The following is a 22,213-nucleotide window of genomic DNA, read 5'->3' as shown; positions in this document are numbered from 1 at the left end:
TCAGCCCTTCACCGCCCCGGCGACGATGCCGCTCGACAGGCGACGCTGCACGAGGATGAAGAAGATCATGACCGGGATCGTGATGATGGTCGACGCCGCCATCACCGAGCCCCAGTCGTTCGAGTGCACGCCGAAGAACTGCCGCAGGCCGATCGAGACGGTGTAGTTCTCGGTCGCGCCGCCGAGCAGCGTCATCGCGAAGATGAACTCGTTCCACGCCGTGATGAACGCGAACACGCTCGTCGCCACCAGTCCGGGCGCCACCAGCGGCAGCAGCACCGAACGGAACATGCGCCACCACGAGGCACCGTCTATGTAGGCGGCCTCTTCGAGCTCCACGGGCACGGCGGCGACGAATCCGCGCAGCATCCAGATCCCGAACGGCAGCGCGAGCGCCGTGTAGACGATCATGAGGCCGAGCAGAGTGCCCAGCAGCTGCAGATCGCGCACCTGCACGAACAGCGGGATGACGAGCGCCTCCAGCGGCACCATCTGCACCACGAGGATCATCATGACGATCTGCGTGCGCAGCGTGAAGCGGAACCGCGCGACGGCGACCGACGCCAAGAGGCCCAGCAGACCGGAGGCCACCACGACGACCAGAGCCACGATGAGCGAGTTGCGCAGGTAGGTCGCGAAGCCGCCGTCGGTCAGCACGAATACGAAGTGGTCGAGCGTGAACTGGCGCGGCACGAGCTCGGCGCCGCCCGACGGGTTCTCGTCGAAGGCGCTCACGAGCATCCAGTACGTCGGGAAGAGCGTGAAGACGAGCAGCAGAAAGACGAGCACGCCCTTGACGAGGCGTCGCGCGATCGAGGGCCGGGTCACAGCTGGTCCTCCTTGAGCAGCCGTCGCACGTAGACGACGGTGATGGCGAGCAGCAGCAGGGTCAGCAGCACGGCGATCGCCGAGCCGAAGCCGTACCGGTTCTGCCCGAACGACTCGACGTACGACCACACGCCGAGGTTGAGCACGTCGCGGTTCGAGCCCGAGCCGCCGGGCATCAGGTACACCTGCGCGAAGACCTTGAAGTCCCAGATGGTCGACAGGATGATGACGACCGCGAACACCTGGTTCAGCTGCGGGAAGGTGATGCTCCAGAACCGCCGCCACGCATTCGCTCCGTCGAGGGATGCCGCCTCGAGCGTCTCTTTCGGAACGCCCAGCAGCCCCGCGAGGATCGTGACCGCGACGAACGGGAAGCCATGGTGGATCACGTTCAGCAGCACGATCGCGTAGAAGGACCAGCGGTTGGTGAACCAGTTGTAGGGCTCGTCCATGAGCCCGAGCTGCATGAGCAGCTGATTGAAGATGCCGCGGTCGGCGTCGAAGATCCACACCCACACGTACGTCCCCGTGACGGCGGGCATCGCCCAGGCCGCCATGATGGCGCTCGCGACCACGGTGCGCCAGAACGTGCCGAGCGACTGCAGCAGCAGGGCGACAAGCGTGCCGAACGCGACGGTTCCGACGACCGACAGGATGGCGAAACCGACCGTGTTCGGCAGCACCACGGTCCACAGCGTGGGGCTCGTGAGGACCTCGACGAAGTTGTCGAAGCCGATGAAGTTCGGCTCACCCGAGACGATCTCGCGCAGGCCGTAGTCCTGGAACGAGAACAGCACCACTCGGACGAGGGGCCACAGCAGCAGCCCCGCGAGCACGAGGAGGGCGGGTGCGAGCAGCATCCACGGGCGCAGCCGGTCGATCGGGCGACGGCGGGATCCGGGGGCGACCGCCGCGCCGGCGGCGGAGGAGACGTGCTCCTCCGCCACCGTCGCCTGGGGCATGAATGCCATACGGGTCCTGCTTACTCGCCGTTGAGGGTGGCGGTCATCTCGGCGGCGGCGTCCTTCGCGGCCGTCTCGACGTCCTTCGTGCCCGACAGGATCGCCTGCATCATCGCGCTCGTCGTCTTCTTCGCCTGCACGGCGCCGAAGGTCGGCGTGACCGGCACGGACGCGCCCCCATCGACCATCTGCGTGGCGAACGGCTGAACGAGCGGGTCGGCGTTCTCGATCGACTTCTCCAGCAGCGACTTCTGACCCGGGAAGTACCCGCTCTGCTCGCCCCACTTCTCGGCGAACTCGCCGGTGGTCATCATCTTGATGAACGCGAACGCGAGGTCCTTGTCCTTCGCGGTCTCGAACATGCTCAGGTGCGAGCCGCCGAGCACCGAGGGCGAGATGCCGTCCTCTTCACCGGGGATCGGCACGGCGGCGAACTTGCCCTCCATGTCGGGTCCCTTCTCGACGATCGCCGTGGGCGTCCACGAGCCCATGATCGCCATGCCGACGGTCCCGGCGGCGAACGCGTCGAGCACGTCCGTCTCCTTCCACGTCGTGGCGCCGGCCGACGACAGATCGTCCTGAGTGGCGAGGCCGGTCCAGAACTCCAGGCCCTTCACCGACTCGGGCGAGTCGAGCTCGCTCGTCCACGTGCCGTCCTCCTCGGTGGCGACCTCGCCGCCGGCGCCCCACACCCACGGGTACACGGTGAACTCGGCGTCACCGGGGACGGCGACCGCGGTCATGTCGGGGTGGGCGGCCTTGATCGCCAGCGCGGCGTCACGCAGCTCCTCCCAGTTGGTCGGGGCGTCGAGCCCGAGCTCCTCGAAGATGTCGGAGCGGTAGACGAGCGAGCGCACGCCGGCGTACCAGGGCATGCCGTACAGCTCGCCGTCGTAGGTGCCCGACTTCACGAGCCCCTCGACGAGGTCGTCCTCGAGGCCGTCGTCCTTGACGTAGTCGCCGATGGGGGCGAGAGCGCCGGCGTCGGCGAACTCGGGCGTCCACGTGGTGCCGGTCTCGGCGACGTCGGGGGTGGTGCCGCCGGCGATCGACGTGACGAACCGGTCGTGGGCGTCGGCCCACTGCACGAACTCGACGTTCAGCTCTGCCCCGGTCTCTTCTTTGAAGGCGTCGGCGACCTCGTCGAAGAACGGCTCGGCGTCGGGATTCGTGCCCTGCATGATCCAGACATCGAGGGTCTTGCCCTCGCCCGAGGCCGAATCGCCCCCGTTGTCGCCACCGCCGCCACTGCAGGCGGTGATGCCGAGTACTGCCACACCCAACACGGCGATGGGCAGGATGCGCTTCCTCATGTGATCTCCCTTGTGCGTCGAACTCTTGCGTCGGCCTTCCGGCCGCGACTCACACTATGGAAGAAACCACCATGTGTCACGCGTGTATTGGAATTTTCTCCCAACTGTTATCGAGCGGAAACACGCACATCGCCGCGACGAGAGTCAGGAGCGAGTGGATGCCACCGCCCGCGGCCTCCGCCACGGCACCGCGAGCAGCACGCCGGCGATGAGCAGCACCGCCCCGAAGGCGGCGGCGAACCACGGCGTCTCGGCCGGGATGTCGAGGTAGGTCGTGATGCCCAGGATGCGGGCCAGGCCCCACGGCAGCAGACCCATCTCGTCGTTCCAGACGGTGAGGGCGGCCTCGAGTCCGATCGCGCCGACCACGACCGACGGAACGAGCAGCCCGGCGCCCACGGCCGCGAGCACGTAGCCGGTCGCCCGACGGACACCCACCTGGGCCGACAGCGCCCACGCGGCAGCGACGAACACCCACACGAACAGTGCGAAGGCGACCGTGATGTACGCCGTGCGCAGCGCCGGTTCTGTCCAGAACGCGTACCAGTAGCCGCCCGGTCCGGTGAACGACAGCGCGAACAGCGTCAGGATGCAGCGCAGCATCACGACGCCGCCGACGGCGGCGATGACCGGCCACGGGGAGCGCCGCCGCACGAACAGGCGCATCACGAGGGCGAACACCACCCACGCGCCGATGACGATCGCCACGTGCGTCCACGACAGGAACGACGTCTGCACAGCCCGCGTCGCGACCAGCAGCGCCGCCGGGATGACGAGCAGCAGCCACCGGTCGAGCTCGAGCATGCCGAGCGTGGACTCACGGGCGCGCCAGGGCCGCGTCGAGGCGATCCAGGTGGCGCGGGCGGCGGCGGCGCCCGGGCGTCGCACCAGACGGGTGCGCGCGGCCAGCATGCCGATCACGACCCACGCGAGCGCCAGCACGAGCAGCCCGCGCGCGAGCCACGCCATCGTGTCGTCGCGCTCCGAGCGGTCGATGCCGAGCTGTGCGGCCGTGAGGTTGAGGGCAGGGTGATCGATGTCGCCGTCGTAGGCCTCGAGGTGCGCGGCCGCGAGCTTCTCGAAGGTCTGGCGGTCGGCATCCCACGCGGCACGCGCGGCGGGTGACAGCGTGTCGTGCCACTCCCCCTGGTGCAGGATCAGCGAGCGGTACGCCGCGAGCAGGCGCAGCGTGTCGACCTCGTAGTCCAGGGCCCCCACGAAGGCGTCCCGGATCTCGGGCGAACGCCAGGTGGCGGCATCCGTCGCCTCCACCTCGTCGCGCATGGCCGATGCCGTCTCGACGGCCGTCTGCCCGTCGGCGATGGCGGCGTCGATCCCACCCTCCGAGTCCCGGACGATCGAGTACATGACGTCGAGCACCGCGGAGTCGCCGGTCAGGATGTCCCACTCGAAGATCCACATCATGGGCGGCGGTTCCAGCCCGATGGCGAACACCCGCTGCTGCGCGAACGGCGCGACGTACAGGCCGTGTGCGATGGCGTCGCGGGAACGGGCCATCGCCGTGACGATGGCATCCACCGTCGCCGGGTCGTCCGAGAACCACTCGCGCGCCCAGTCCTCGGTCACGCCCGTCACGTCCGCGGAAGGGTCACGCGCGAGGGATGCCGCCACCTGCGTGTTCAGTTCGTACAGCTGCCAGAACCCGGCCTTGAGGTACAGGGTCATGGGCCCGGCGCGCCACGGGCCGCCGTCCTGCGTCCACACCCAGACGCCCTCGATCTTGTCGTTCGCGGCGAGCAGCTGCTGCAGCGCCCATTGGTACTCGGCGCCGAGGTCGTTGGCGAACGCGCCGAAGTTCTCGAACTCGCGTCTGCTCTGGAACTCCACGATCCGCCGCTGCGAGCCCTGTTCGAGCGTGTCGTTGAGGGGCAGCCAGGTGTAGAAGTCGCCGAGCGTGTACTTGGTCGACACGATGAGCGCGGGCGAGTCGATGCCGTTCAGCACCTCGTCGTACGAATCGGCGCTGGTGTGCATGTCGCCGACCGCGCCCACCCCGACCGACCAGGTGCGGAAGATCACTTCACGATCGGATGCCTCGGCCTGCGCCGTGAAGGCCTCGAGCATCGCGCGCACGGCGTCGACCGTGGTGACCTTGAGCGCCGAGTAGTAGTCCCAGCCGTCGACGTCGTAGACCGTCCCCGCCTCGCCGATGCGGATGAGCACGCCGTCGAGGGCGGGCACCGCGTCGTAGAGCTCGTCGAGTCCGGCGGCGTAGACGTCCCACAGGTCGGGGTTCGCGGTGTCGAGCGACCCGAACTCGTCGGTGAGGTGGTCTTCGAGGGGCCCGGTGAGCGCCAGCATGTCGGTGCGCAGGAACACCTTCACGCCCAGCTCGTCGGCGCGCTCCCAGAAGGGAGTGAACGCCTCGCGCAGCGCGAGCGCCTTGTCGCGATGCTCATCGCCCTCGGCATAGACAGGACCGCCCGGAGCGTCGTCGAACGTCACGAACTCGACGAAGCCGGGAAAGGCCACCGCGTTGAACCCGTTCGCGAGCGAGTGGCGCAGGAAGACGTCGAAGTCGTCGTAGGCATCGGCGAGGGCGTCCTCGTCGATGTAGGGCGGCTCGGCCGTGAACACGTCGGCGAACGCCTTCGACGCGTGCGAGTAGTCGTCGCCCGACTCCCACTCGGCCGGGTCGGGGGTGACCCCGACGGCGCCGAGGTCGGTCATCCGCAACGGAAGGCGGGATGCCTCGTGCACGCCGATCAGATCGGTGAGGGGCTTCGCCGCCCGCACCTGCGCGGTGAGGTCGTAGACGGCCCGTGTCGTGCCGGTTTCGGTGGCGGCGGTGACGGTGAGAGCGGTCGCGTCGCCGGCGAGGGTGTATGAGTCATCGTCGCCCGCCGGGGCGGCTGCGACGGTGAGGGATGCCGCACCCTGCGTCTGCGGAGCGTCGTCGATCGCGTCACGCAGCTCGTCCATCGCGACGCGGACGCGCTCGGTGTCGGGCACGTCGACAGTCGTGAGCTCGGGCGGTGCGACGGCGGCCGTCGCAGCGACGGCGGCTGCCGGTGCCGGCTGCATCTGCTCGGCGGGCTCGGTACGGATGCCGAGCGCGTCGCCGACGGCGAACGCGACCCCGGCGCCGAGCGCGAGCAGGACGATGGCGGTGACGACAGCGAGGATGCCTCGCCCTCGCGCCGTCGTCATCCTCCGATCCTAGGACCGGCCTCGCGGCCCGCTTGACCGTTCACCCAACCCGTTGCACACCTGTTGCGCACGACCGATCCCGTCCCCGCGCTTCGTCTCGCTGGCGCTCGCTCAGCGACCGTGTGGTCACCTCATTCCCGGTCGCTGAGCGAGCGACGAAGGAGCGAGACGAAGCGCAACCCGGGCCCTCGCGGCACCACGGGTTCCGGGTCAGCGGAGCTGCATCGTGCCGGCGGCGGCGCCGGCGCTCGCGACGGCGTCGGCGGCCTGCTTGCGCCGCAGGTCGATGGAGGCGCTGATCTCGCTGGCCAGCCGCGGCCGCGTGCGCACCAGCTCGTCGACGGTGGAGAGCGGCATCACGAGCACCGTCAGCACGTCGGCGGCCACGACGGTCAGTGTGGCCTTCTCGCGCGTCAGCGCCGTCTGCCCGACGTAGTCGCCGGGTTCGGCCGTGGCCACGTCGAGGCGGCCGCCGCCGGCTTCGGCGGTGAAGCGCGCCCGCCCCTGCACGATGAAGCTGATCTCGTCGGGCACGACGCCCGCCGGGATGACGATCTCGCCGACCCCGTATCGCGCCAGTCGCGAGCTGGCCAGCACACGATCGCGATCCTCCGCCCCGAGCTGCAGAGTCGGTCCGACGATGTCGAGCGCCTCTTCGAGCCTGCCGGGCTCGGCGATCGGGTCGGTGGCGTCGCCGTCGAGCGCGAGTCCGCGCCGGCGGGCGGCGTACCACAGCCACGAGAGGAACAGGCTGAGTGCGCGCTGCTCCAGGTCGGGCCCCTGGATCGGCAGCGTCACGGTGTACACGCCGCCGCCGAGGTACTCGGCGCCGGCAGGCTCGTCGGGGATGCGCATCGGCAGCGACTTCGCCACCTCGGCGAGCAGCGCGACCACTTCGTGCGGCGGGTCGTCCGTCGTGAACTTCACCGTCGTGGTGGCCGAGAAGGGGCCCGCGGGCAGGCTCTTGTTGGTGAACGACGCTCCCGAGAGCGTCGAGTTCGGGACGATCTGGATGCCGGACCCGGTGTCGATGTGCACGGCTCGCCAGTTCACCTCGATGACCCGCCCCTGCACACTGCCGGTGTCGAGCCAGTCGCCGATCTTGAACGGCTGCTCGAACAGCAGCAGGAGGCCCGAGATGACACCGCCGACGGCGTTCTGCAGCGCGAGGCCGATGACGATGGACGTGACTCCGAGGGCGGCGATGAGGCCGCCGACGTCGGCTCCCCACACCCACTGGAACAGCAGCGCCAGCCCGACGACGATGAGGATCAGCTGCGCGATCTGCACGAAGATCTGCGGGATGCGCTGCTGCCACGATCCCTCGCGGGCGTTGCCGAACATGCTGACGTTGAGCGCCGAGAGCAGCAGCAAGATGAGCAGGAACCCGAAGACGGTCGCGACCACCCGCACCCACACGAGGTCGGCCGGCGACAGCGACGCGAACGCCAGCACGGCGAGGAGCGCCCCGACCGGCACGACCCAGTTGCGCAGCAGGCGCACCGGCTTCGCCGCGGGGCTGCCGCGCCGCACGAGCGCGCCGAGGATCTCGGTCAGCACCACGAGCAGGATCGGGATGCCGACCCCGATCGCGATCGCCCACCAGAGCCATCCGTCCCGGAGCGGGTCCATGGCTACTCGACCCGCCAGACGGTCTGCGTCGTCCCCTGCAGGTCGACGGTCCCGGCTTCGGTGAACGCGTACGCCTCGCGCAGGCGGTCCCGCACGGCCTGGCTGACGAACACACCGGGCTGGTCGGTGGCCGCGCGCATGCGGTACGCCAGGTTGACGGCATCCCCCCACAGGTCGTAGGCGAGGCTGGTCCGCGCGACGAGACCGCTGGTGACCGTGCCGGTGTCGACGCCGGCGCGCAGATCGAGCTCGGTGCCGTTCTGTGCGTTGAAGCGCTGCACGACCGCGCGCATCTCGCGCGCGAACTCGACGGCGCGGCGCACGTTGTCGACGCGCGGCACGATGAGCCCCGAGCTCGCGAGGTAGCCGCCGCGCAGCGTGCGCACCCTCTCGACGCCGGCCTTGCTCGCCGCATCGTCGAACCCGCGCATGAGCGCGTTGAGCTGCGCGATCTCTTCGGCGCCGGTGAGGTCGCGGGCGTAGTCGTCGAAGCCGACCAGCTCGGCGAACACGACCGACACGTTGTCGTGCTCTTCGGCGATCGTCTCCTCGCCCTGCTTGTAGCGTTCGGCGACCGAACCCGGCATGAGCGTATGGAGCAGCCGCTCGTTCTCGACCCGTTGCTCGTCGATGAGGTCCTGCTTGATGCGCAGGCTCGCGGCCATGTCGTTGAAGGCGTTGCCGAGGTCGCCGAACTCGTCGCGTGACCCGGCGGGCACCTGCACCGCGAGGTCGCCGCCCGCGAGTCTGCGCACCGCCTCGACGAGCCTGCGGACAGGCCGCGTGAACGTCTGGGCGAGCAGCAGCGACAGCAGCGACACCGCCACGATGATGGCGAGCAGCGACAGCACCAGGTTGCGTGTGAAGTCGGCGACCGGGGCGAACGCCTCGGCGGTGGTGATGTGGGCGACGGCGACCCAGTTGAGCCCGTTCACCTCGATCGGCGAGTAGGCGACGATGCTCTCGAGGCCGAGGTACGAGTCCGCGACGGCCGTGCCGGTGCGTCCCATCAGCGCTTGATTGACCGAATACGTGTCCACGGGCTGGATGAGCGTCGTGCCCGCGACTTCCACGGCACGTGCCGCGGTGGCGGGCGGCGTGCCGGCCGAGACGACATCCTTCTCGTACTGCTCGGGGTCTTCGACGAGCTCGCGAGAGATGCTGCGCATGAGCTTGTCGTGACCGGCGACGTAGACTTCGCCGGTCTGCCCGAGCCCCTGCTCCGCCCATTGCTCACCACCGGTGAGGATGTCGTTGACGGTGTCGATCGACATCTGCACAGCCAGCACGCCGGTGATCTGCGAATCGTTGCCGATCGGCGAGAGCACCCAGTACGACGGCACGTTGAGAGACGGGATCCACCGCTCGAAGTCCGTGGTGCGCACCGCGTTGACGGAGTTGCTCGCCACGACCTCGCGGTATGCGTCGGCGAGCAGCGAATCGCGGAAGGGGCCGTCGTCGAGGTTCGTGCCGAGGTCGACACCCTTGTACGCCGAGTACACGACGTCGCCGTCGAGGTTGAGCATCAGCAGGTCTTCGTACCCGACCTGCTCGACCAGCCGAGACAGGTAGTCGCCGTACTGCGTGGACGCGGCGGAGAACGAGGTGCCGTCGCCGCCGTCGTCGTCGTGGAGCGCGTCCTCGAAGTCGTCGTGCTGCGCCGTGAAGTGGTACTGCACCCACTTGCCGGCGTTGGACGCGGGGATGAAGGCGGTGTCGCTGTACGCGTCGCCGGAGCGCTCTTCGAGCCGGGGGATGAACGTCTCGGCGTAGTACCCCTCCAGCTCCTCCGCCTGCTCGGGTGTGAGCTCTCGCGACTGCAGTTCGTCCCACGCCGCGTTCAGCGCCTTGGAGGCGGTCTGCGCGCTGAGGTTGCGCGAGTCGAGCTGCACGCCCCGCTGCAGGCTCGCCATCGACGTCTCGAGTTCGTGCACCCGGAGCTCGCGAATGGTGGTCAGCTGATCCAGGGCCGATGCCCGCAGCGACTCGCGGCCGCTGACGTAACCGATGATGCCGACGATCGTCGCCGACACCACGCTGACCGCGAGCAGCATGATGAGCAGCTTCGACTGGATGCTGAGGCCGCCCCGGCGGCGCCTCTTCTCGCGCGGCGGATCGACCGCCGTCATCGGCTGCGGCGCGCGCACGCGCGTCGGATCGGTCGCTGGAGCATCCGTCTCAGTGACAGTCACGCCTCAAACCCCCCGGTCGGCTCGTGCGTCACTTTAGCCACAGCATTCTCGCGCGTGCAAGGTTTTCGCAGATCGGGCCGCATTGCCGAGGGATGCCGCGAACCCCGGCCGCCAGCATCCCTCAACGCACCGTCACGCGATGCGGCGCATGGTCACGGCAAGACGATCTCGGAATCGGGATGCCGGATGAGGAAGCCCTGCGCGCGATCGCAGCCGAGCGCCACCGCGATGTCGAGATGCGAGAGCGTCTCGATGCCTTCGGCGACGACCCGGAGCCCGTGCGCGTGCGCCACCTCGACCTCGTGGCGCAGGGCGGCGCGGGCGTCCGGCTCGACGGCCCGCACCAGCAGACCCGGGATCTTCACCTCGCTCAGCGGCAGCCGCGCCACGCGCTCCGGCGACGTCGAGCCCGCGCCGTAGCCGCCCAGCGAGATCTCCACGCCGGCATCGCGGAGCATCGCCAGCTGCGACAGCGTCACGCGATCGTCGGCCGATGGCAGCAGGTCGTGCGAGAGCTCCAGCACCAGCGAGCCCGGCCCGTGCCCGCGTCGCTCGAACGCGGCGGCGACATGCCCGGCGAAGGACTCGTCCTCGAACTGCACGGGCGAGACGTTCAGGGTGACGGCCCAGCCGCGGCCCATCCCCCGCCACTCGGCGAGCGTATCGAGGCATTCGTCGAGCATGCGCCGGCCCAGCGCATGGATCGCGCCCGTGCGCTCGGCGACCTCGATGATCGTCCCGGGCTCGATGTCGCCGAGGCGAGGATGACGCCAGCGGCAGAGAGCCTCCGCGGCGACGATCGAACCGGTCTCGAGCGACACCTGCGGCTGATAGACGGCGAAGATCTCCGCTCCGCCGACAGCTGCGGCGAGGTCGCCGGCGAGGTCTTGCATGAGTGGCACGCATCAAGTCAGCCGTGGATGCCCGTCCGGCGCAAGCGCGAGCACGCGGAGCGCCGATCGGCTACAGTCCGCCCACGCACGCGCACGAGGCCGGGAGAACCGCGACGAACCGCCGCGTCTCCCTATACTCTTGCCGACACAGGCGTTGCGGGAGGGTTCATGGCGTTTCGGAGTCTGGAGACGTTGGAGTCTTGGCTCGCGGAGTATCGCGCACTCGATCGGGCGCGGGCGGGGTCCGCACGGGTCATGGTGCAGGACGGCGACGGCGGAGCCAACACGGGGCTCGTGACATTCCAGCTCGACCACGCGTCGACCGTCGTGTTCATCCAGCCCGAGACGCTGGACGGGACGACGTGGGTCGCGACGATGGAGCCCCGCGAAGAGAGCGTCGTCCTCGACGCTCCGGGGCTGCTCGAGCTGTCGGCCGAGCTGGCCGCCGTGTCGGATCTGTGTGCGTTCCTGGAGGCGAAGTCGCGGGCCCACGTGGGCGCCGACTCCGCCTGAGGGGTCAGCGCGGCGTGTTGACCGTCGCTGCGGTCAGCGACGCCAGGAGCGCCGCCGAATCGCCGACCAGCACCTGATCGGCGGCTTCGACGGCGATGTCGAAGTCCGTGTCGAACCGGTTGAGGGCCGACCACGGATCCTCGGCGATATCGATGGTCGCCGTGATGCGGTTCACCCGCCTGTCGGCGGGGTCGACGTCGCGGCGCACGAGAGAGCGCCCCACGAGGCGGTCGATCAGGGTCGTCACGCCGGCCGACGTGATGCCGAGGTACTCCCGCAGCGCGGTCGGCCTCGTGCCCGGGTTGTCGACCACGAACAGGAGGGCGCGCGCGTCGATGTCGCTGATGCCGAGGATCGCGCGTGCAGCCACGAGGGCCGCATTGCGCGCATCGAGATACTGGCGCAGCGCCTGCCCGAGTGTCAGCGCCGGTGCGTCGTTCGCCATGTCGCCATTCTTCCCCAAGATCACGCCGATATCTAGAATTCTTAGCTAAATTCGCGAACCAACTGTAGACTGGTCACACTCTCGCCGACGCGGCATCGCCGCCTGCCACCCCCATGGCTCGGCGCCGAGGCCAGGAGGCCATCGTGACCACCCGAAACGTCCCGAGCGGATGCCCGTCTCTGACGATCCTGCACGTCAGGGACGTCTCATGCTAGGCCTCGCTGTCTGCGGGCTCGTGACCGTCGACCGCGAGTCGACGATCGTGGACGCCAACGCGCAGGTGCTGGAATGGCTCAACTGCGGCCCCGATGACGTCGTCGGACGACCGCTCGAGGCGATCCTGACGCTGCGGATGCCGCTGGCGGATTCCAACGGCCAACGGCCCACCGATGCCACCCTGCACGGGACCTCCGGCGTCGTCCGACCTGTGGTTGTCGGATCGCTCGGCGCCGACGCGCACGGTCGCGAGCACATCGCCGTCTACGACGTGTCGCCCCGCTCGGCGTTCAACCTGGGATTCCGGGGCGCCGAGGCGAAGACCGAGCGCGGCCGGCAGCGACTTCAGATCCTCCTCAACTCCGCCGTCGGCTTCGGCAACGTCCGCACCGAGGTCGACGCGGCCGAGCTGTTGGTCGACGTCGCGCAGCGGGCCTTCGCGGCGAGCGCCGTCAGCACGCACCTCAGTGGGCCCGACGGCGTCGTGCAGGTCGCGGGGGTCAACCCGCTCGCAGACCACTGGCCGGAGGGCATGGGCCCCGCCGGCACCGCGACGATACTCGGCGGACAGGTGGTCATCGTGCGGTCACCCGACGAGGCGGACGCCTTCGTCCCGGGCGTCGGCATGGGCGACGCCTACCGTGCCGGTGGAATCCAGGCTGCGATCGCCTCGCCCATGCGCTCGAACGGCGTCGCCGTCGGAGCGATGGTGTGCTACTTCGACCACCCCCGCGAGTTCGACGAAGAGGCCGTCCCGCTCGCCGAAGCGCTGTCGAACCAGGCGGCTCAGGCGATCGCGCGGATCCGCCTCGAAGAGACGCTGCGACGCGCCGCCATGCACGACGAGGTGACGGGACTCCCGAACCGCAGGCTCATCGAAGAGGACGTGACGCGCACGCTCCTGCAGGGCTTCCCTGCGCTGTCGGTGATCTTCATCGATCTCGACGGGTTCAAGGCCGTGAACGATCTGCTCGGCCACACCGCGGGCGACGCCCTGCTGCGAGAGATCGGGCACCGGCTGCGCGGCGTCATCCGCGAGACCGACGTGCTCGGGCGCTTCGGTGGGGACGAGTTCATCGCTGTCGCGGCCGTGGACCACGACGATGCCGTCGCGCTCGCGGACCGTATCCGCTGCGCGATCTCGCAGCCGTACGACGAGCTGCCGCCCGACATGGCCATCACGGCGAGCGTCGGCCTGATCACCGTTCCGAACGACGGCGCTCCGGTCATGGATCGGCTCATCCGTGCGGCCGACCACGCCATGTACGAGGCGAAGATGTCCGGCGGCGACCGCGTCGTCGCCATCTCGGGACTGGAGTCCGCCGCCTTCGCGTGACGCGCCTCGCGGTCGTTGAGCGAGCGACCCACTCGCGAGACGAAACGCCCCGACCGCACGGACGACCCCGTGCGCTCGAGGCGTTTCGTCTTCGGGCGGCAGAGCGCCCTCCGCTCAACGACCGGGCGGCCGCAGCTCAGCTGCTCCTGCGCATCGCGCGGATGCCGACGGCAAGGCCCACCACGGCCAGCACCACTGCGGCGATCCAGCCCCACAGCACCGTGACGTCGCCGAGATCGCCCGCGAAGAGCGCGCGCTCGGCCTGCACGACCCAGTTGACGGGGTTGACGGTCGAGACCGCGCGCATCCACGCCGGTCCCTCGTCGAGGGGCAGAAGCATCCCCGACAGGATCAGCAGCGGAAAGATCAGCGTCTGCTGCACGCCCCAGAACAGCCACTCGCGATCCTTCGTCTTGAGCGCGAGCGTGTACGACAGCGCCCCCAGGCCGACGCCGAACACCGCCAGCAGCGCGAGCCCGATCACGAGCCCCGGCACGTTGATGGTGAAGCCGAAGGGCCACGCGATCAGCACGATCACCAGCGCCTGCACCACGATCGGCGCGATCTCTTTCAGCGCGCGCCCGACGAGCAGCGACGAGCGCCCGAGGGGCGCGACGAGGGTGCGCTCGTGCGAGCCCGTCATCATCTCGTACTGAAGGTTCGAGCCGGTCGCACCGGTGCCGAACAGCACGATCATGACGAGCACGCCCGGCACGAACCACTGCAGCGTCTCGCCCACCGGCGCTCCCGACGAGCCGACCAGCAGCGGCGCGAACAGCCCCAGGAAGACGAGCGGCTGCAGCAGGCTGAAGATCAGGGTGAAGGGGTCGCGCACCACGGGCTTCAGCTCGCGCGTGAGCACGTTCCACGTATCGCGCGCCGCGTTGGGGCGCACTGCGGTGTCGGTCGTCATCGTTCCACTCCTGTCGTGAGCACTGCTGCGTCGTCAGTGGATGCCGGGCGCCCGGCATCCTGGTCCTCTTCGGTCTCTTCGGACTGGCCCTCGCCCGCCTCGCGCAGCGTGCGCCCGGTGAGCGCGAGGAACACGTCGTCGAGCGTCGGCGGTACACCCGTGGCGGTGCGCACGGTCAGCCCGGCCGCGTCGAGTGCGCGGACGGCCGCCGGCAGCAGCGCGTCTCCTGCCGACGCGGTGACGGTGAGGCCGGCCGCCTCGCGGACCACCTCGCGCCCCGCGAGCCCCTGCACCACGGGGACGGCGGCTGCGGCATCCGTCTCGCTCCCGAAGCCGAACGTCAGGACGTCGCCCGCGAGCTCCGCCTTCAGCCGCGCGGCCGTGTCGTCGGCGATCACGCGGCCGCGGTCCATGACCATGACCCGCTCGGCATAGCGGTCGGCCTCTTCGAGGTAGTGCGTCGTGAGGAACACCGTGGTGCCGTGGCTGCGGCGCAGCTCGAGGATGTGCTGCCACAGGTTGGCGCGGCTCTGCGGGTCGAGCCCCGTCGACGGCTCGTCGAGGAACAGCAGGGGCGGCGCGTGCATGAGCCCCAGCGCGATGTCGAGCCGGCGCTTCTGCCCACCCGACAGCTGCTGCACCGGACGGGTCGCGAAGCCCGCCAGGTCGAGCGACTCGATGAGCTCGTCGGCCCGCGTGCGCGCCGCCGCCTTCGACATGCCGTAGAAGGCGCCCTGGCTCAGCAGCTCGTCGCGGGCACGCTGCGAGAAGCTGCCGCTCGTGAGCTGCCCGACGTACCCGATGCGGGCGCGCACGTCGGCCGGGCGGCTCAGGATGTCGAAGCCGACGACCTTCGCCGTGCCCGAGGTCGGCGGAATGAGGGTGGTGAGCATGCGCAGGCTGGTGGACTTGCCCGCGCCGTTGGGTCCCAAGAAGGCGACGAGCTCGCCGCGCGCCACTTGGAACGTGAGGTCGGTGACCGCCTCGACGGTCTTGCCCTTGACGGTGAAGCGCTTGGTGAGGCCCAGCGCTTCGATGATCGGTTCGTTCGCCATGCCGCCACGGTATGAACCAATGCGGACCGATCCTGTCCTGGATGCGTGAGATTCTTTTCGCATGTCGGACACGACCACGCGCGCCCTCTCGCTGCTGAACCTGCTGCAGACTCACCGGCACTGGCCGGGGTCCGAGCTGGCCGGCAGGCTGGGCGTGACCGAGCGCACGGTGCGGCGCGACGTCGAGCGGTTGCGCGAGCTCGGCTACCGCATCGAGTCCACGCCGGGCGCCGCGGGCGGGTACCGACTCGAGGCCGGCAGCGCCGTGCCTCCCCTGCTGCTCACCGACGACGAGGCGGTCGCGATGGCGATCGGGCTGCGGGTGGCGGCATCCCAGCGCCTCCTGAGCGGCGCCGAGACCACCGTGACGGCCCTCGCGAAGCTCGAGCAGGTGCTGCCCGCTCCCCTGCGGCGCAGGGTCAACGCGCTGGCCGAGACCGTGCAGCCGACGGGCATCCGCTCGGGCGCCGCCGTGTCGAGCGAGCTGCTCGGCGAGCTCGCCCTGGCCACCCGCGACCACGAGCGCGTGCGCTTCACCCACACATCCTCGTCGGGCGAGGTCATGAAGCGCCGCGTCGAGCCGCACGCGCTCGCACCCGCCGAGCGGCACTGGTACCTGCTGTGCTGGGACCTCGACCGCGACGACTGGCGCACGTTCCGCGTCGACCGCCTGTCGGACGTCGAGCACACGCGCGTGCTGTTCACGCCCCGGCCGCTGACGCCGGAGCAGATCGACGAGTTCATCGCGGTGGCGAGGTCGTGGAGCCCGCAGGCGGTCGCCGGCGCGGCCGTCATGGACCTCGGCCTCGACGACATGCGCGCCTACTTCGGCCAGTGGGGCCAAGGTGCCCAGTCGGTGGGGCCGGGCCGCACGAGCTGGCCCGTCGGCGGCAGCGACTTCCGCGAGGTGATGTACGCGCTCGCCTGGATCCCCTCCGGTGTGCCGTACACCGTCGAGCTGCCGGATTCGGCGAGGAAAGAGATGTGTGAGGCGCTCGTGAGGATGCTGGCGGCCCTGGACCCCGCCGGCACGTGACGCGTTTCGTCTGCGCGCGCCAGAGCGCGCTCCGCTCAACGACCGCCCCCTCCCCGGTCATTGAGCGAGCGACGAAGGAGCGAGACGAAACGCCCCGACCGCACGGTCGGCCGCGGCCGCCGGCATCCCATCCGATCCGCAGGTCGCGCCGAACACCTTTCGCAGCCGCAGATCGCGGGCTGTCGAAAGAGAGGTCTGTCATGCGCTCGTCACCGAACCGCCTCGTCGCCACGATCTTCGGCGCGGTGTATCTGCTCGTCGGCCTGCTGGGCTTCGCCGTCACCGGCGGCGTCGGGTTCCTCGCGACCGAGGGCGGCCTGCTGCTGGGCGTCTTCGCCGTCAATCCGCTGCACAACATCGCCCACCTGCTCATCGGCGGGGCGCTGCTGGCCGCGGGACTCGTGAGCGCGCGCGCAGCCAAGACGGTCAACATCGTGGTCGGCGCGGCGTATCTGCTGCTCGGCGTCGTCGGGTTCTTCCTCGTGGGAACGCCTGCGAACATCCTGGCCCTGAACGTGCCTGACCACTTCCTGCACCTGGCGAGCGCGATCGTGCTGCTGGGCGTGGGACTGGCCGCCGAGCGGTCGCCGCAGACGGCGACCGCGTGACTGTGGGGACATCCCTGCCGGGGCGCGCGGCTCACCGCGCCCCGGCATGGGTGGCGGTCGGCGCATGGGGAGCCGGCCTCGTGGGCACGGCGGTCGGCGCAGCGGCGATCGTGGGGGTGCAGGCCGATCCGGTCTCGCGCTCGCTCGGCGCCGCCGCCGTCGCCCACGGACTGCTCGCCCTCGCGTGGGGCGCCGTGTGCCTCGCGCGGGGGCGGACGGTGGCACCGCAGGCTGCGCTCGCGGCCGCGCTGGCCGGCCTCGCGGTGGCGGCGCTGCTGGCCACGACCTCCCCGGGCACCAGCATCGTGGCGGTGGGCGTCTTCGTCGCCCTGAGCGTGGCGACCGGTGCGGGCATCGGCTGGGGCTTGCGGCATCCCTCCCGCGGCGGCGTGACCGGCCTGATCGCTGCCGCGGCTGTGGTCGCGGTGCTGGTGACCCCCGCATTGGGCTCGGTTCAGGATGCCGCCACCACCGGCCCCGACGGGACGTACGCGCCGGTCCTCGAGCACCACGGCCGCTGAATCGCCGGCGGCTGCGCTGATGCCCTCCTCCGGAATGGTTGATCTCGGTCTACAGTTGACCCAGGTCAACTATTTGATATATAGTTGACCGTCATCAACTTTTGAATCGGAGGACCCCCTTTGTCGAAACTCTCCGACACGCATCCGCCGGCGACCGCCGAGCGCACCCCGCGCGAGGTGTTCGTCGCGCTCTCGGGACTCATCGTCACGATGTTCGTCGCCGTGCTCTCGGGCACCGTGATCTCGACCTCGATGCCGCTCATCGTCGCCGATCTCGGCGGCGACCAGTCGGCGTACACGTGGGTCATCACGTCGAGCCTGCTGGCCACGGCCGTCACCACCCCCATCTGGGGCAAGCTGGCCGACCTCGTCAACCGCAAGGTGCTGCTGCAGATCTCGATCGTGCTGTTCGTCGTGGGCAGCGCGATCTCGGGCTTCGCGCAGGACGCCGGCACGCTGATCGCCGTCCGGGTGATCCAGGGCATCGGCACGGGCGGCCTGATGTCGCTCGTCATGATCGTCGTCGCCCTGATCATCTCGCCGCGTGAGCGCGGAAAGTACATGGGTGTCGTCGGCGGCATCATGGCCGTCGCCACGATCGGCGGACCGCTCCTCGGCGGTGTCATCACCGACGCCTGGGGCTGGCGCGCCAACTTCTTCCTGCCCGTGCCGCTCGCGATCATCGCCCTCGTGCTGCTGCAGTTCACGCTGCACCTGCCCAAGACGCCCAAGCGTCCGGTGAAGATCGACTACGTGGGCGCCATGCTCATGGCGCTCGGCGTCGCGCTCACCCTGGTGTGGATCACGCTGGGCGGCAAGCCCGACGCCGGCGGCTTCGAGTGGGACTCGGTCACCAGCTTCGTCATGATCGGCGTGGCCGCGGCATCCCTCATCGCCTTCATCGCCGTCGAGTTCTTCGTGGCCGAGCCCATCGTCCCCATGACGCTGTTCAAGAACCGCACGTTCACGCTGTCGGTGATCGCGTCGCTGGCGATCGGCGTCGCGATGTTCGCGACGAGTGTGTTCCTCGCGCAGTACTTCCAGCTCGCGCGTGGCGCCACACCGACCGAGTCGGGTCTCATGACGATCCCGATGATCATCGGCCAGATGGGCGCCTCGATCACGATCGGCGCGCTGATCAGCAAGTTCGGCCGCTGGAAGGGCTTCATGCTCGTCGGCTCGGTGCTCACCATCGCGGGCACGTACCTGCTCACGACGCTGCACTACGACACCCCGTTCGTGTGGGTCGCCGTGTTCATCTTCGTGCTCGGCGCGGGCCTCGGCATGGTCATGCAGAACCTGACGCTCATCGTGCAGAACGACACCCCCGCCTCGCAGTTGGGCGCCGCGTCGTCGAACGTGAACTTCTTCCGTTCGATCGCCGGCACCATCGGCGTGACGGTCATGGGTTCGCTGCTGGCCACGCAGGTGTCCACGAACATCACCGACGGCTTCAAGGGCTTCGTGCCCACGTCGCCGGACGAGGTCACGGCCCTGAAGACTCTGGCCACCGGCACCGTGCCGAAGGTCGACGAGCTGCCCGAGACCATCCGCGTGATCATCGAGGCCGCGTACGCCGACGGCATCGCCCACGTGTTCTGGATCGCCGTGCCGCTCGCGGTGGTCGCGCTCATCGCGATCGCGTTCCTGCCGAACAAGCGCCTGTCGACCAAGTCGGCGGCGCAGGAGCTGCAGGAAGAAGCCGAGAACGTCGCCATCGAGCTCGCCGAGGCCGAGGTGGGCGCCCCCGTGGCTCTCGTCTCGGAGCAGGTCGAGGAGGCCGAGCGGGTGCTCACGGGCGCCGTTCCCGTCACGCGTGCGTCTCTGCGCAAGGACCGCTCGTAGCATGGCCGTCATGAGCCCGGACTCCGCCGTCGACGACGCGATCCTCGACGTGGAACAGCAGCTGTCCGTCCTCTTCAACCGGTCGCGTGCCGTGTGGAAGGAGGCGGCCGAGCAGGTGCATCCCGAACTGCAGCCCGCCGGCTACAAGCTCTTCGGCACGATCGTGCGCCTCGGTGAGACGAACGCCCATGTGCTGGCCGAGCTGTTCGAGATGGACAAGAGCGCGGTGAGCCGTCAGGTGCGCATGCTGGAGGAGTTCGGGCTCGTCGAGAGCCTTCCGGATGCCACCGACGGCCGTGCCCGCGTGCTCGTGCCCACGGCGGCCGGGCTCGACAAGGCCCTCGCCGTGCGCGAGATCAACAAGTCCCGCCTGCGCGGCGCCCTGTCGACGAGATCGGCCGACGAGCTGCGCCTGTTCGCCGAGATCCTTGCGGAGATCTCGGCCGCGTAGAGCGTGTGCGTGGGAAGGGCCGCCCTTTGGGGCGGCCCTTCTTGCGCATTTGGCCCCCGGTCACCCCGCAACCTCTGCACCGGTCGTTGAGCGAGCGAGGAACGAGCGAGACGAAACGCCTCGGTCGCACGAGCAACCCGTGCACGCAGGCGTTTCGTCTGCGGGCGCCAGAGCGCCCTCCGCTCAACGACCGGCACCCGGTCGTTGAGCGAGCGAGGAACGAGCGAGACGAAACGCCCCGACCGCACGAGCAACCCGTGCACGCAGGCGTTTCGTCTGCGGGCGCCAGAGCGCCCTCCGCTCAACGACCGGCACCCGGTCGTTGAGCGAGCGAGGAACGAGCGAGACGAAACGCCCCGGTCGCACGAGCAACCCGTGCACGCGGACGCCGGAGCGCCCTCCGCTCAACGACCGGAACCTGGTCGACACGCGATCCTCGTGCGAGGCTGGCCACAAGCGATCGAAGGAGATGCCGTGCTCGACGAGCTGCTCGAACTCGAACACCAAGGCTGGACTTCACTCTGCGACAGCGCCGGTGCCGACTTCTACGGGCGTCTCATGACTCCGGACGGCGTCATGGTGCTGGCGCACGGAATGGTGCTCGACCGCGACGCCGTGGTCGCGTCGCTCGACGAGGCTCCGCCCTGGCGCACGTACGAGATCACCGACGAGCGGCTGATCCCGCTCGGTGACGACCACGCGATCCTCGTCTACACGGGCCGCGCCACCCGCGACGGCGACGAGCCCCCGTTCGTGGCTCTCATGTCGAGTGTCTACACCCGGCGCGACGGCGCCTGGCGCCTCGCGCTCTACCAGCAGACGCCTGTCCCCGAGCGTTCCGGTCGTTGAGCGAGCGAAGCGAGACGAAACGCCCTCGCGCACGGTCGGCCGGTGCCGCCGGCATCCACTCTCCCGGTGATACGTTCGCGACGTGCCAGCGGAGAATCGGATGCCGGGCGACGACCCGCACCTCGGCCTCACGCTGAGCGGCGGCGGGGCGTTCGGCGCCGCCCATGTCGGGGTGCTGCAGGTGCTCGAAGAGCGCGGCATCCGGCCGGGGATCGTGACCGGCACGAGCTCGGGAGCGCTCGTCGGCTGCGCGTACGCGGCGGGGCTCAGCGGGGCGGCGATCGAGAAGCTGGCGCTGCGGTTCCGGTGGACGCGGATCGGCACCTGGAGCTGGAGGCCTCGGTGGGGCCTGCTCGACACGCAAGTCGTGGCCGAATCGATCCGCCGGCTGCTGGGAGAGGATCCGCGCATCGAGGATCTGCCGCGCCGCTTCGGCGCCGTCGCGACCGATCTGCGCACACGGCAGGCGGTGACGATCGACAAGGGTCCGCTGAGCGCCGCGCTGCGGGCGAGCCTTGCGGTGCCCGGCATCCTTCCGCCCGTCCGTCTCGGCGGCCGCATCCTCGCCGACGGCGGCATGGTCGACAACGTTCCCCACGCGGCGGCGCGCGAGCTCGGCGCCGAGCGGGTCATCGTCGTGCACCTGCACGCCAAGTGGGAGAACGTGCGCATGATGCGCACGACGACGAAGATCTCGGCGCTTCTCGCCGACCCGAGCGTCGTGCTGATCCAGCCCGAGATGGAGCGTATGGCTCAGTGGACGATGCGCGACGTTCCGCGCCTCATCGCCGAGGGCCGAAGAGCTGCGGAGGCTGCCCTCGACGCCTCACCCCCGGCCGTGGAGCGAGCGACGGACGAGCGAGACGAAACGCCCTGACGGACAACCGACCCCCGCCCGAGGTACGTTGATCGCATGACCGACGACATCTCCGCCGTTCTCGCCCGCGTGGAGGAAGAGGAGGCCGAGCTCGTCCTCCCCCGCTTCGATCTGGCGGATGCCTGGGCCCTCGGCTCGCGCATGCGCGAGGCGGCGCTGGCGGCCGGGCTTCCGATCGTCATCGGCATCACCCTCGGCGAGGCCCGGGTGTTCCACACCGCGCTTCCCGGGTCGAGCGCCGACAACGACGGCTGGCTCGACCGCAAGACCCGCGTGGCACGGCGATACGGCCGGTCGTCCTACGGTGTGGGCCTGTCGTTCCGCGCCGTCGGCAAGGACTTCGACACCGACGCCCGGCTGGATCCGGTCCTGTTCGCCGCCCACGGCGGCGTCTTCCCGATCAGCATCGCGGGAGTAGGCACCGTCGGAACGGTCGGCGTCTCGGGCCTCCCGCAGGCTGCCGATCACGCGTTCGTCGTCGAGCACCTGCGCGCCTGGCAGTCCCAGCCGTCGTCAGCAGGCGTTCGTCAGGCGTAGAAGGCACCGCCCGTCGTCCC

The 22,213-nt window shown here is 69.8% G+C and carries 20 protein-coding genes; 10 read left to right on the top strand and 10 right to left on the bottom strand.

What is annotated here, in order from left to right:
- The 7 genes from JNB62_RS11365 to JNB62_RS11335 form a co-directional block, all read right to left on the bottom strand.
- Positions 1-828 (bottom strand): carbohydrate ABC transporter permease, encoded by an 828-nt coding sequence (locus JNB62_RS11365; RefSeq protein ID WP_220300987.1) that lies wholly within the window; start codon positions 826-828, stop codon positions 1-3.
- The gene (locus JNB62_RS11360) at positions 825-1,799 is read right to left on the bottom strand and encodes a carbohydrate ABC transporter permease (protein WP_220300986.1); all 975 of its coding nucleotides are present in this window, start codon (positions 1,797-1,799) and stop codon (positions 825-827) included. Before JNB62_RS11360 ends, JNB62_RS11365 begins: the two co-directional genes overlap by 4 nt.
- A gap of 11 nt (positions 1,800-1,810) precedes the next feature.
- Entirely contained in the window at positions 1,811-3,103 is a 1,293-nt protein-coding gene (locus tag JNB62_RS11355; protein WP_220300985.1) for a sugar ABC transporter substrate-binding protein, read from the bottom strand.
- A 144-nt stretch (positions 3,104-3,247) separates the two neighbouring features.
- Positions 3,248-6,274 carry a hypothetical protein gene (locus JNB62_RS11350; RefSeq protein WP_220300984.1) on the bottom strand — a complete coding sequence of 1,009 codons (3,027 nt, stop codon included), beginning with the start codon at positions 6,272-6,274 and terminating at the stop codon, positions 3,248-3,250.
- A 210-nt stretch (positions 6,275-6,484) separates the two neighbouring features.
- Positions 6,485-7,906: a mechanosensitive ion channel family protein gene (locus JNB62_RS11345; RefSeq protein WP_220300983.1), complete on the bottom strand. Its 1,422-nt coding sequence runs from the start codon at positions 7,904-7,906 to the stop codon at positions 6,485-6,487.
- A gap of 2 nt (positions 7,907-7,908) precedes the next feature.
- Positions 7,909-10,098, bottom strand: coding sequence for an adenylate/guanylate cyclase domain-containing protein (locus tag JNB62_RS19600; RefSeq protein WP_220300982.1), 2,190 nt, complete (start codon positions 10,096-10,098; stop codon positions 7,909-7,911).
- Between the two features lie 152 nt (positions 10,099-10,250).
- Positions 10,251-10,991 carry an EAL domain-containing protein gene (locus JNB62_RS11335; RefSeq protein WP_223231099.1) on the bottom strand — a complete coding sequence of 247 codons (741 nt, stop codon included), beginning with the start codon at positions 10,989-10,991 and terminating at the stop codon, positions 10,251-10,253.
- 192 nt (positions 10,992-11,183) lie between these two features.
- Here JNB62_RS11335 and JNB62_RS11330 point away from each other — a divergent pair, with 192 nt between their 5' ends.
- Positions 11,184-11,504 carry a hypothetical protein gene (locus JNB62_RS11330; protein ID WP_220300980.1) on the top strand — a complete coding sequence of 107 codons (321 nt, stop codon included), beginning with the start codon at positions 11,184-11,186 and terminating at the stop codon, positions 11,502-11,504.
- Positions 11,505-11,508: 4 nt separating this feature from the next.
- Here JNB62_RS11330 and JNB62_RS11325 read toward each other — a convergent pair whose 3' ends face one another.
- On the bottom strand, positions 11,509-11,949 hold the full coding sequence (locus tag JNB62_RS11325; RefSeq protein ID WP_220300979.1) for a MarR family winged helix-turn-helix transcriptional regulator: 441 nt from the start codon (positions 11,947-11,949) through the stop codon (positions 11,509-11,511).
- Positions 11,950-12,157: 208 nt separating this feature from the next.
- On the opposite strand from JNB62_RS11325, the gene JNB62_RS11320 reads away from it, so the two are divergent.
- Positions 12,158-13,501: a sensor domain-containing diguanylate cyclase gene (locus JNB62_RS11320; RefSeq protein WP_220300978.1), complete on the top strand. Its 1,344-nt coding sequence runs from the start codon at positions 12,158-12,160 to the stop codon at positions 13,499-13,501.
- 136 nt (positions 13,502-13,637) lie between these two features.
- Here the strand turns inward: JNB62_RS11320 and JNB62_RS11315 are convergent, their stop codons facing one another.
- Both JNB62_RS11315 and JNB62_RS11310 read right to left on the bottom strand, forming a co-directional pair.
- The gene (locus tag JNB62_RS11315) at positions 13,638-14,414 is read right to left on the bottom strand and encodes an ABC transporter permease (RefSeq protein WP_220300977.1); all 777 of its coding nucleotides are present in this window, start codon (positions 14,412-14,414) and stop codon (positions 13,638-13,640) included.
- Complete coding sequence (locus tag JNB62_RS11310; RefSeq protein WP_220300976.1) at positions 14,411-15,469, bottom strand: ATP-binding cassette domain-containing protein; 1,059 nt, start codon at positions 15,467-15,469, stop codon at positions 14,411-14,413. The genes JNB62_RS11315 and JNB62_RS11310 overlap by 4 nt, the downstream gene beginning before the upstream one ends.
- A 61-nt stretch (positions 15,470-15,530) precedes the next feature.
- Here JNB62_RS11310 and JNB62_RS11305 point away from each other — a divergent pair, with 61 nt between their 5' ends.
- From JNB62_RS11305 to JNB62_RS11270, 8 genes are all read left to right on the top strand, one after another.
- A complete protein-coding gene (locus JNB62_RS11305; protein ID WP_220300975.1) occupies positions 15,531-16,505 on the top strand; it encodes a helix-turn-helix transcriptional regulator in 975 nt (324 codons plus the stop codon).
- 200 nt (positions 16,506-16,705) lie between these two features.
- Positions 16,706-17,113: a DUF4383 domain-containing protein gene (locus JNB62_RS11300; protein ID WP_220300974.1), complete on the top strand. Its 408-nt coding sequence runs from the start codon at positions 16,706-16,708 to the stop codon at positions 17,111-17,113.
- On the top strand, positions 17,110-17,634 hold the full coding sequence (locus JNB62_RS11295) for a hypothetical protein (RefSeq protein ID WP_220300973.1): 525 nt from the start codon (positions 17,110-17,112) through the stop codon (positions 17,632-17,634). Before JNB62_RS11300 ends, JNB62_RS11295 begins: the two co-directional genes overlap by 4 nt.
- A 120-nt stretch (positions 17,635-17,754) precedes the next feature.
- Positions 17,755-19,479, top strand: coding sequence for an MDR family MFS transporter (locus tag JNB62_RS11290; protein ID WP_220300972.1), 1,725 nt, complete (start codon positions 17,755-17,757; stop codon positions 19,477-19,479).
- 10 nt (positions 19,480-19,489) lie between these two features.
- Complete coding sequence (locus tag JNB62_RS11285; protein ID WP_220300971.1) at positions 19,490-19,930, top strand: MarR family winged helix-turn-helix transcriptional regulator; 441 nt, start codon at positions 19,490-19,492, stop codon at positions 19,928-19,930.
- Between the two features lie 474 nt (positions 19,931-20,404).
- Positions 20,405-20,779, top strand: coding sequence for a nuclear transport factor 2 family protein (locus tag JNB62_RS11280; RefSeq protein WP_308291786.1), 375 nt, complete (start codon positions 20,405-20,407; stop codon positions 20,777-20,779).
- Positions 20,780-20,861: 82 nt separating this feature from the next.
- Positions 20,862-21,656, top strand: a complete 795-nt coding sequence (locus tag JNB62_RS11275) for a patatin-like phospholipase family protein (RefSeq protein WP_220300970.1) — start codon at positions 20,862-20,864, stop codon at positions 21,654-21,656.
- A gap of 36 nt (positions 21,657-21,692) precedes the next feature.
- Positions 21,693-22,193, top strand: a complete 501-nt coding sequence (locus tag JNB62_RS11270; RefSeq protein WP_220300969.1) for a heme-degrading domain-containing protein — start codon at positions 21,693-21,695, stop codon at positions 22,191-22,193.
- Positions 22,194-22,213: the final 20 nt, after the last annotated feature.

The organism is Microbacterium jejuense, from assembly GCF_019511665.1.
Lineage (GTDB): Bacteria > Actinomycetota > Actinomycetes > Actinomycetales > Microbacteriaceae > Microbacterium > Microbacterium jejuense_A.
Note: the sequence above shows the minus strand (reverse complement) of the source record. Positions and strands in the feature narration are given on the sequence as shown.

Bases quoted from the DNA above. Each gene is read 5' to 3' on its own strand.
- JNB62_RS11360 (WP_220300986.1), bottom strand. From the start codon at position 1,799: ATGGCATTCATGCCCCAGGCGACGGTGGCGGAGGAGCACGTCTCCTCC.
- JNB62_RS11355 (WP_220300985.1), bottom strand. From the start codon at position 3,103: ATGAGGAAGCGCATCCTGCCCATCGCCGTGTTGGGTGTGGCAGTACTC.
- JNB62_RS11350 (WP_220300984.1), bottom strand. From the start codon at position 6,274: ATGACGACGGCGCGAGGGCGAGGCATCCTCGCTGTCGTCACCGCCATC.
- JNB62_RS11345 (WP_220300983.1), bottom strand. From the start codon at position 7,906: ATGGACCCGCTCCGGGACGGATGGCTCTGGTGGGCGATCGCGATCGGG.
- JNB62_RS11335 (WP_223231099.1), bottom strand. From the start codon at position 10,991: ATGCAAGACCTCGCCGGCGACCTCGCCGCAGCTGTCGGCGGAGCGGAG.
- JNB62_RS11325 (WP_220300979.1), bottom strand. From the start codon at position 11,949: ATGGCGAACGACGCACCGGCGCTGACACTCGGGCAGGCGCTGCGCCAG.
- JNB62_RS11320 (WP_220300978.1), top strand. From the start codon at position 12,158: ATGCTAGGCCTCGCTGTCTGCGGGCTCGTGACCGTCGACCGCGAGTCG.
- JNB62_RS11315 (WP_220300977.1), bottom strand. From the start codon at position 14,414: ATGACGACCGACACCGCAGTGCGCCCCAACGCGGCGCGCGATACGTGG.
- JNB62_RS11310 (WP_220300976.1), bottom strand. From the start codon at position 15,469: ATGGCGAACGAACCGATCATCGAAGCGCTGGGCCTCACCAAGCGCTTC.
- JNB62_RS11305 (WP_220300975.1), top strand. From the start codon at position 15,531: ATGTCGGACACGACCACGCGCGCCCTCTCGCTGCTGAACCTGCTGCAG.
- JNB62_RS11300 (WP_220300974.1), top strand. From the start codon at position 16,706: ATGCGCTCGTCACCGAACCGCCTCGTCGCCACGATCTTCGGCGCGGTG.
- JNB62_RS11285 (WP_220300971.1), top strand. From the start codon at position 19,490: ATGAGCCCGGACTCCGCCGTCGACGACGCGATCCTCGACGTGGAACAG.
- JNB62_RS11270 (WP_220300969.1), top strand. From the start codon at position 21,693: ATGACCGACGACATCTCCGCCGTTCTCGCCCGCGTGGAGGAAGAGGAG.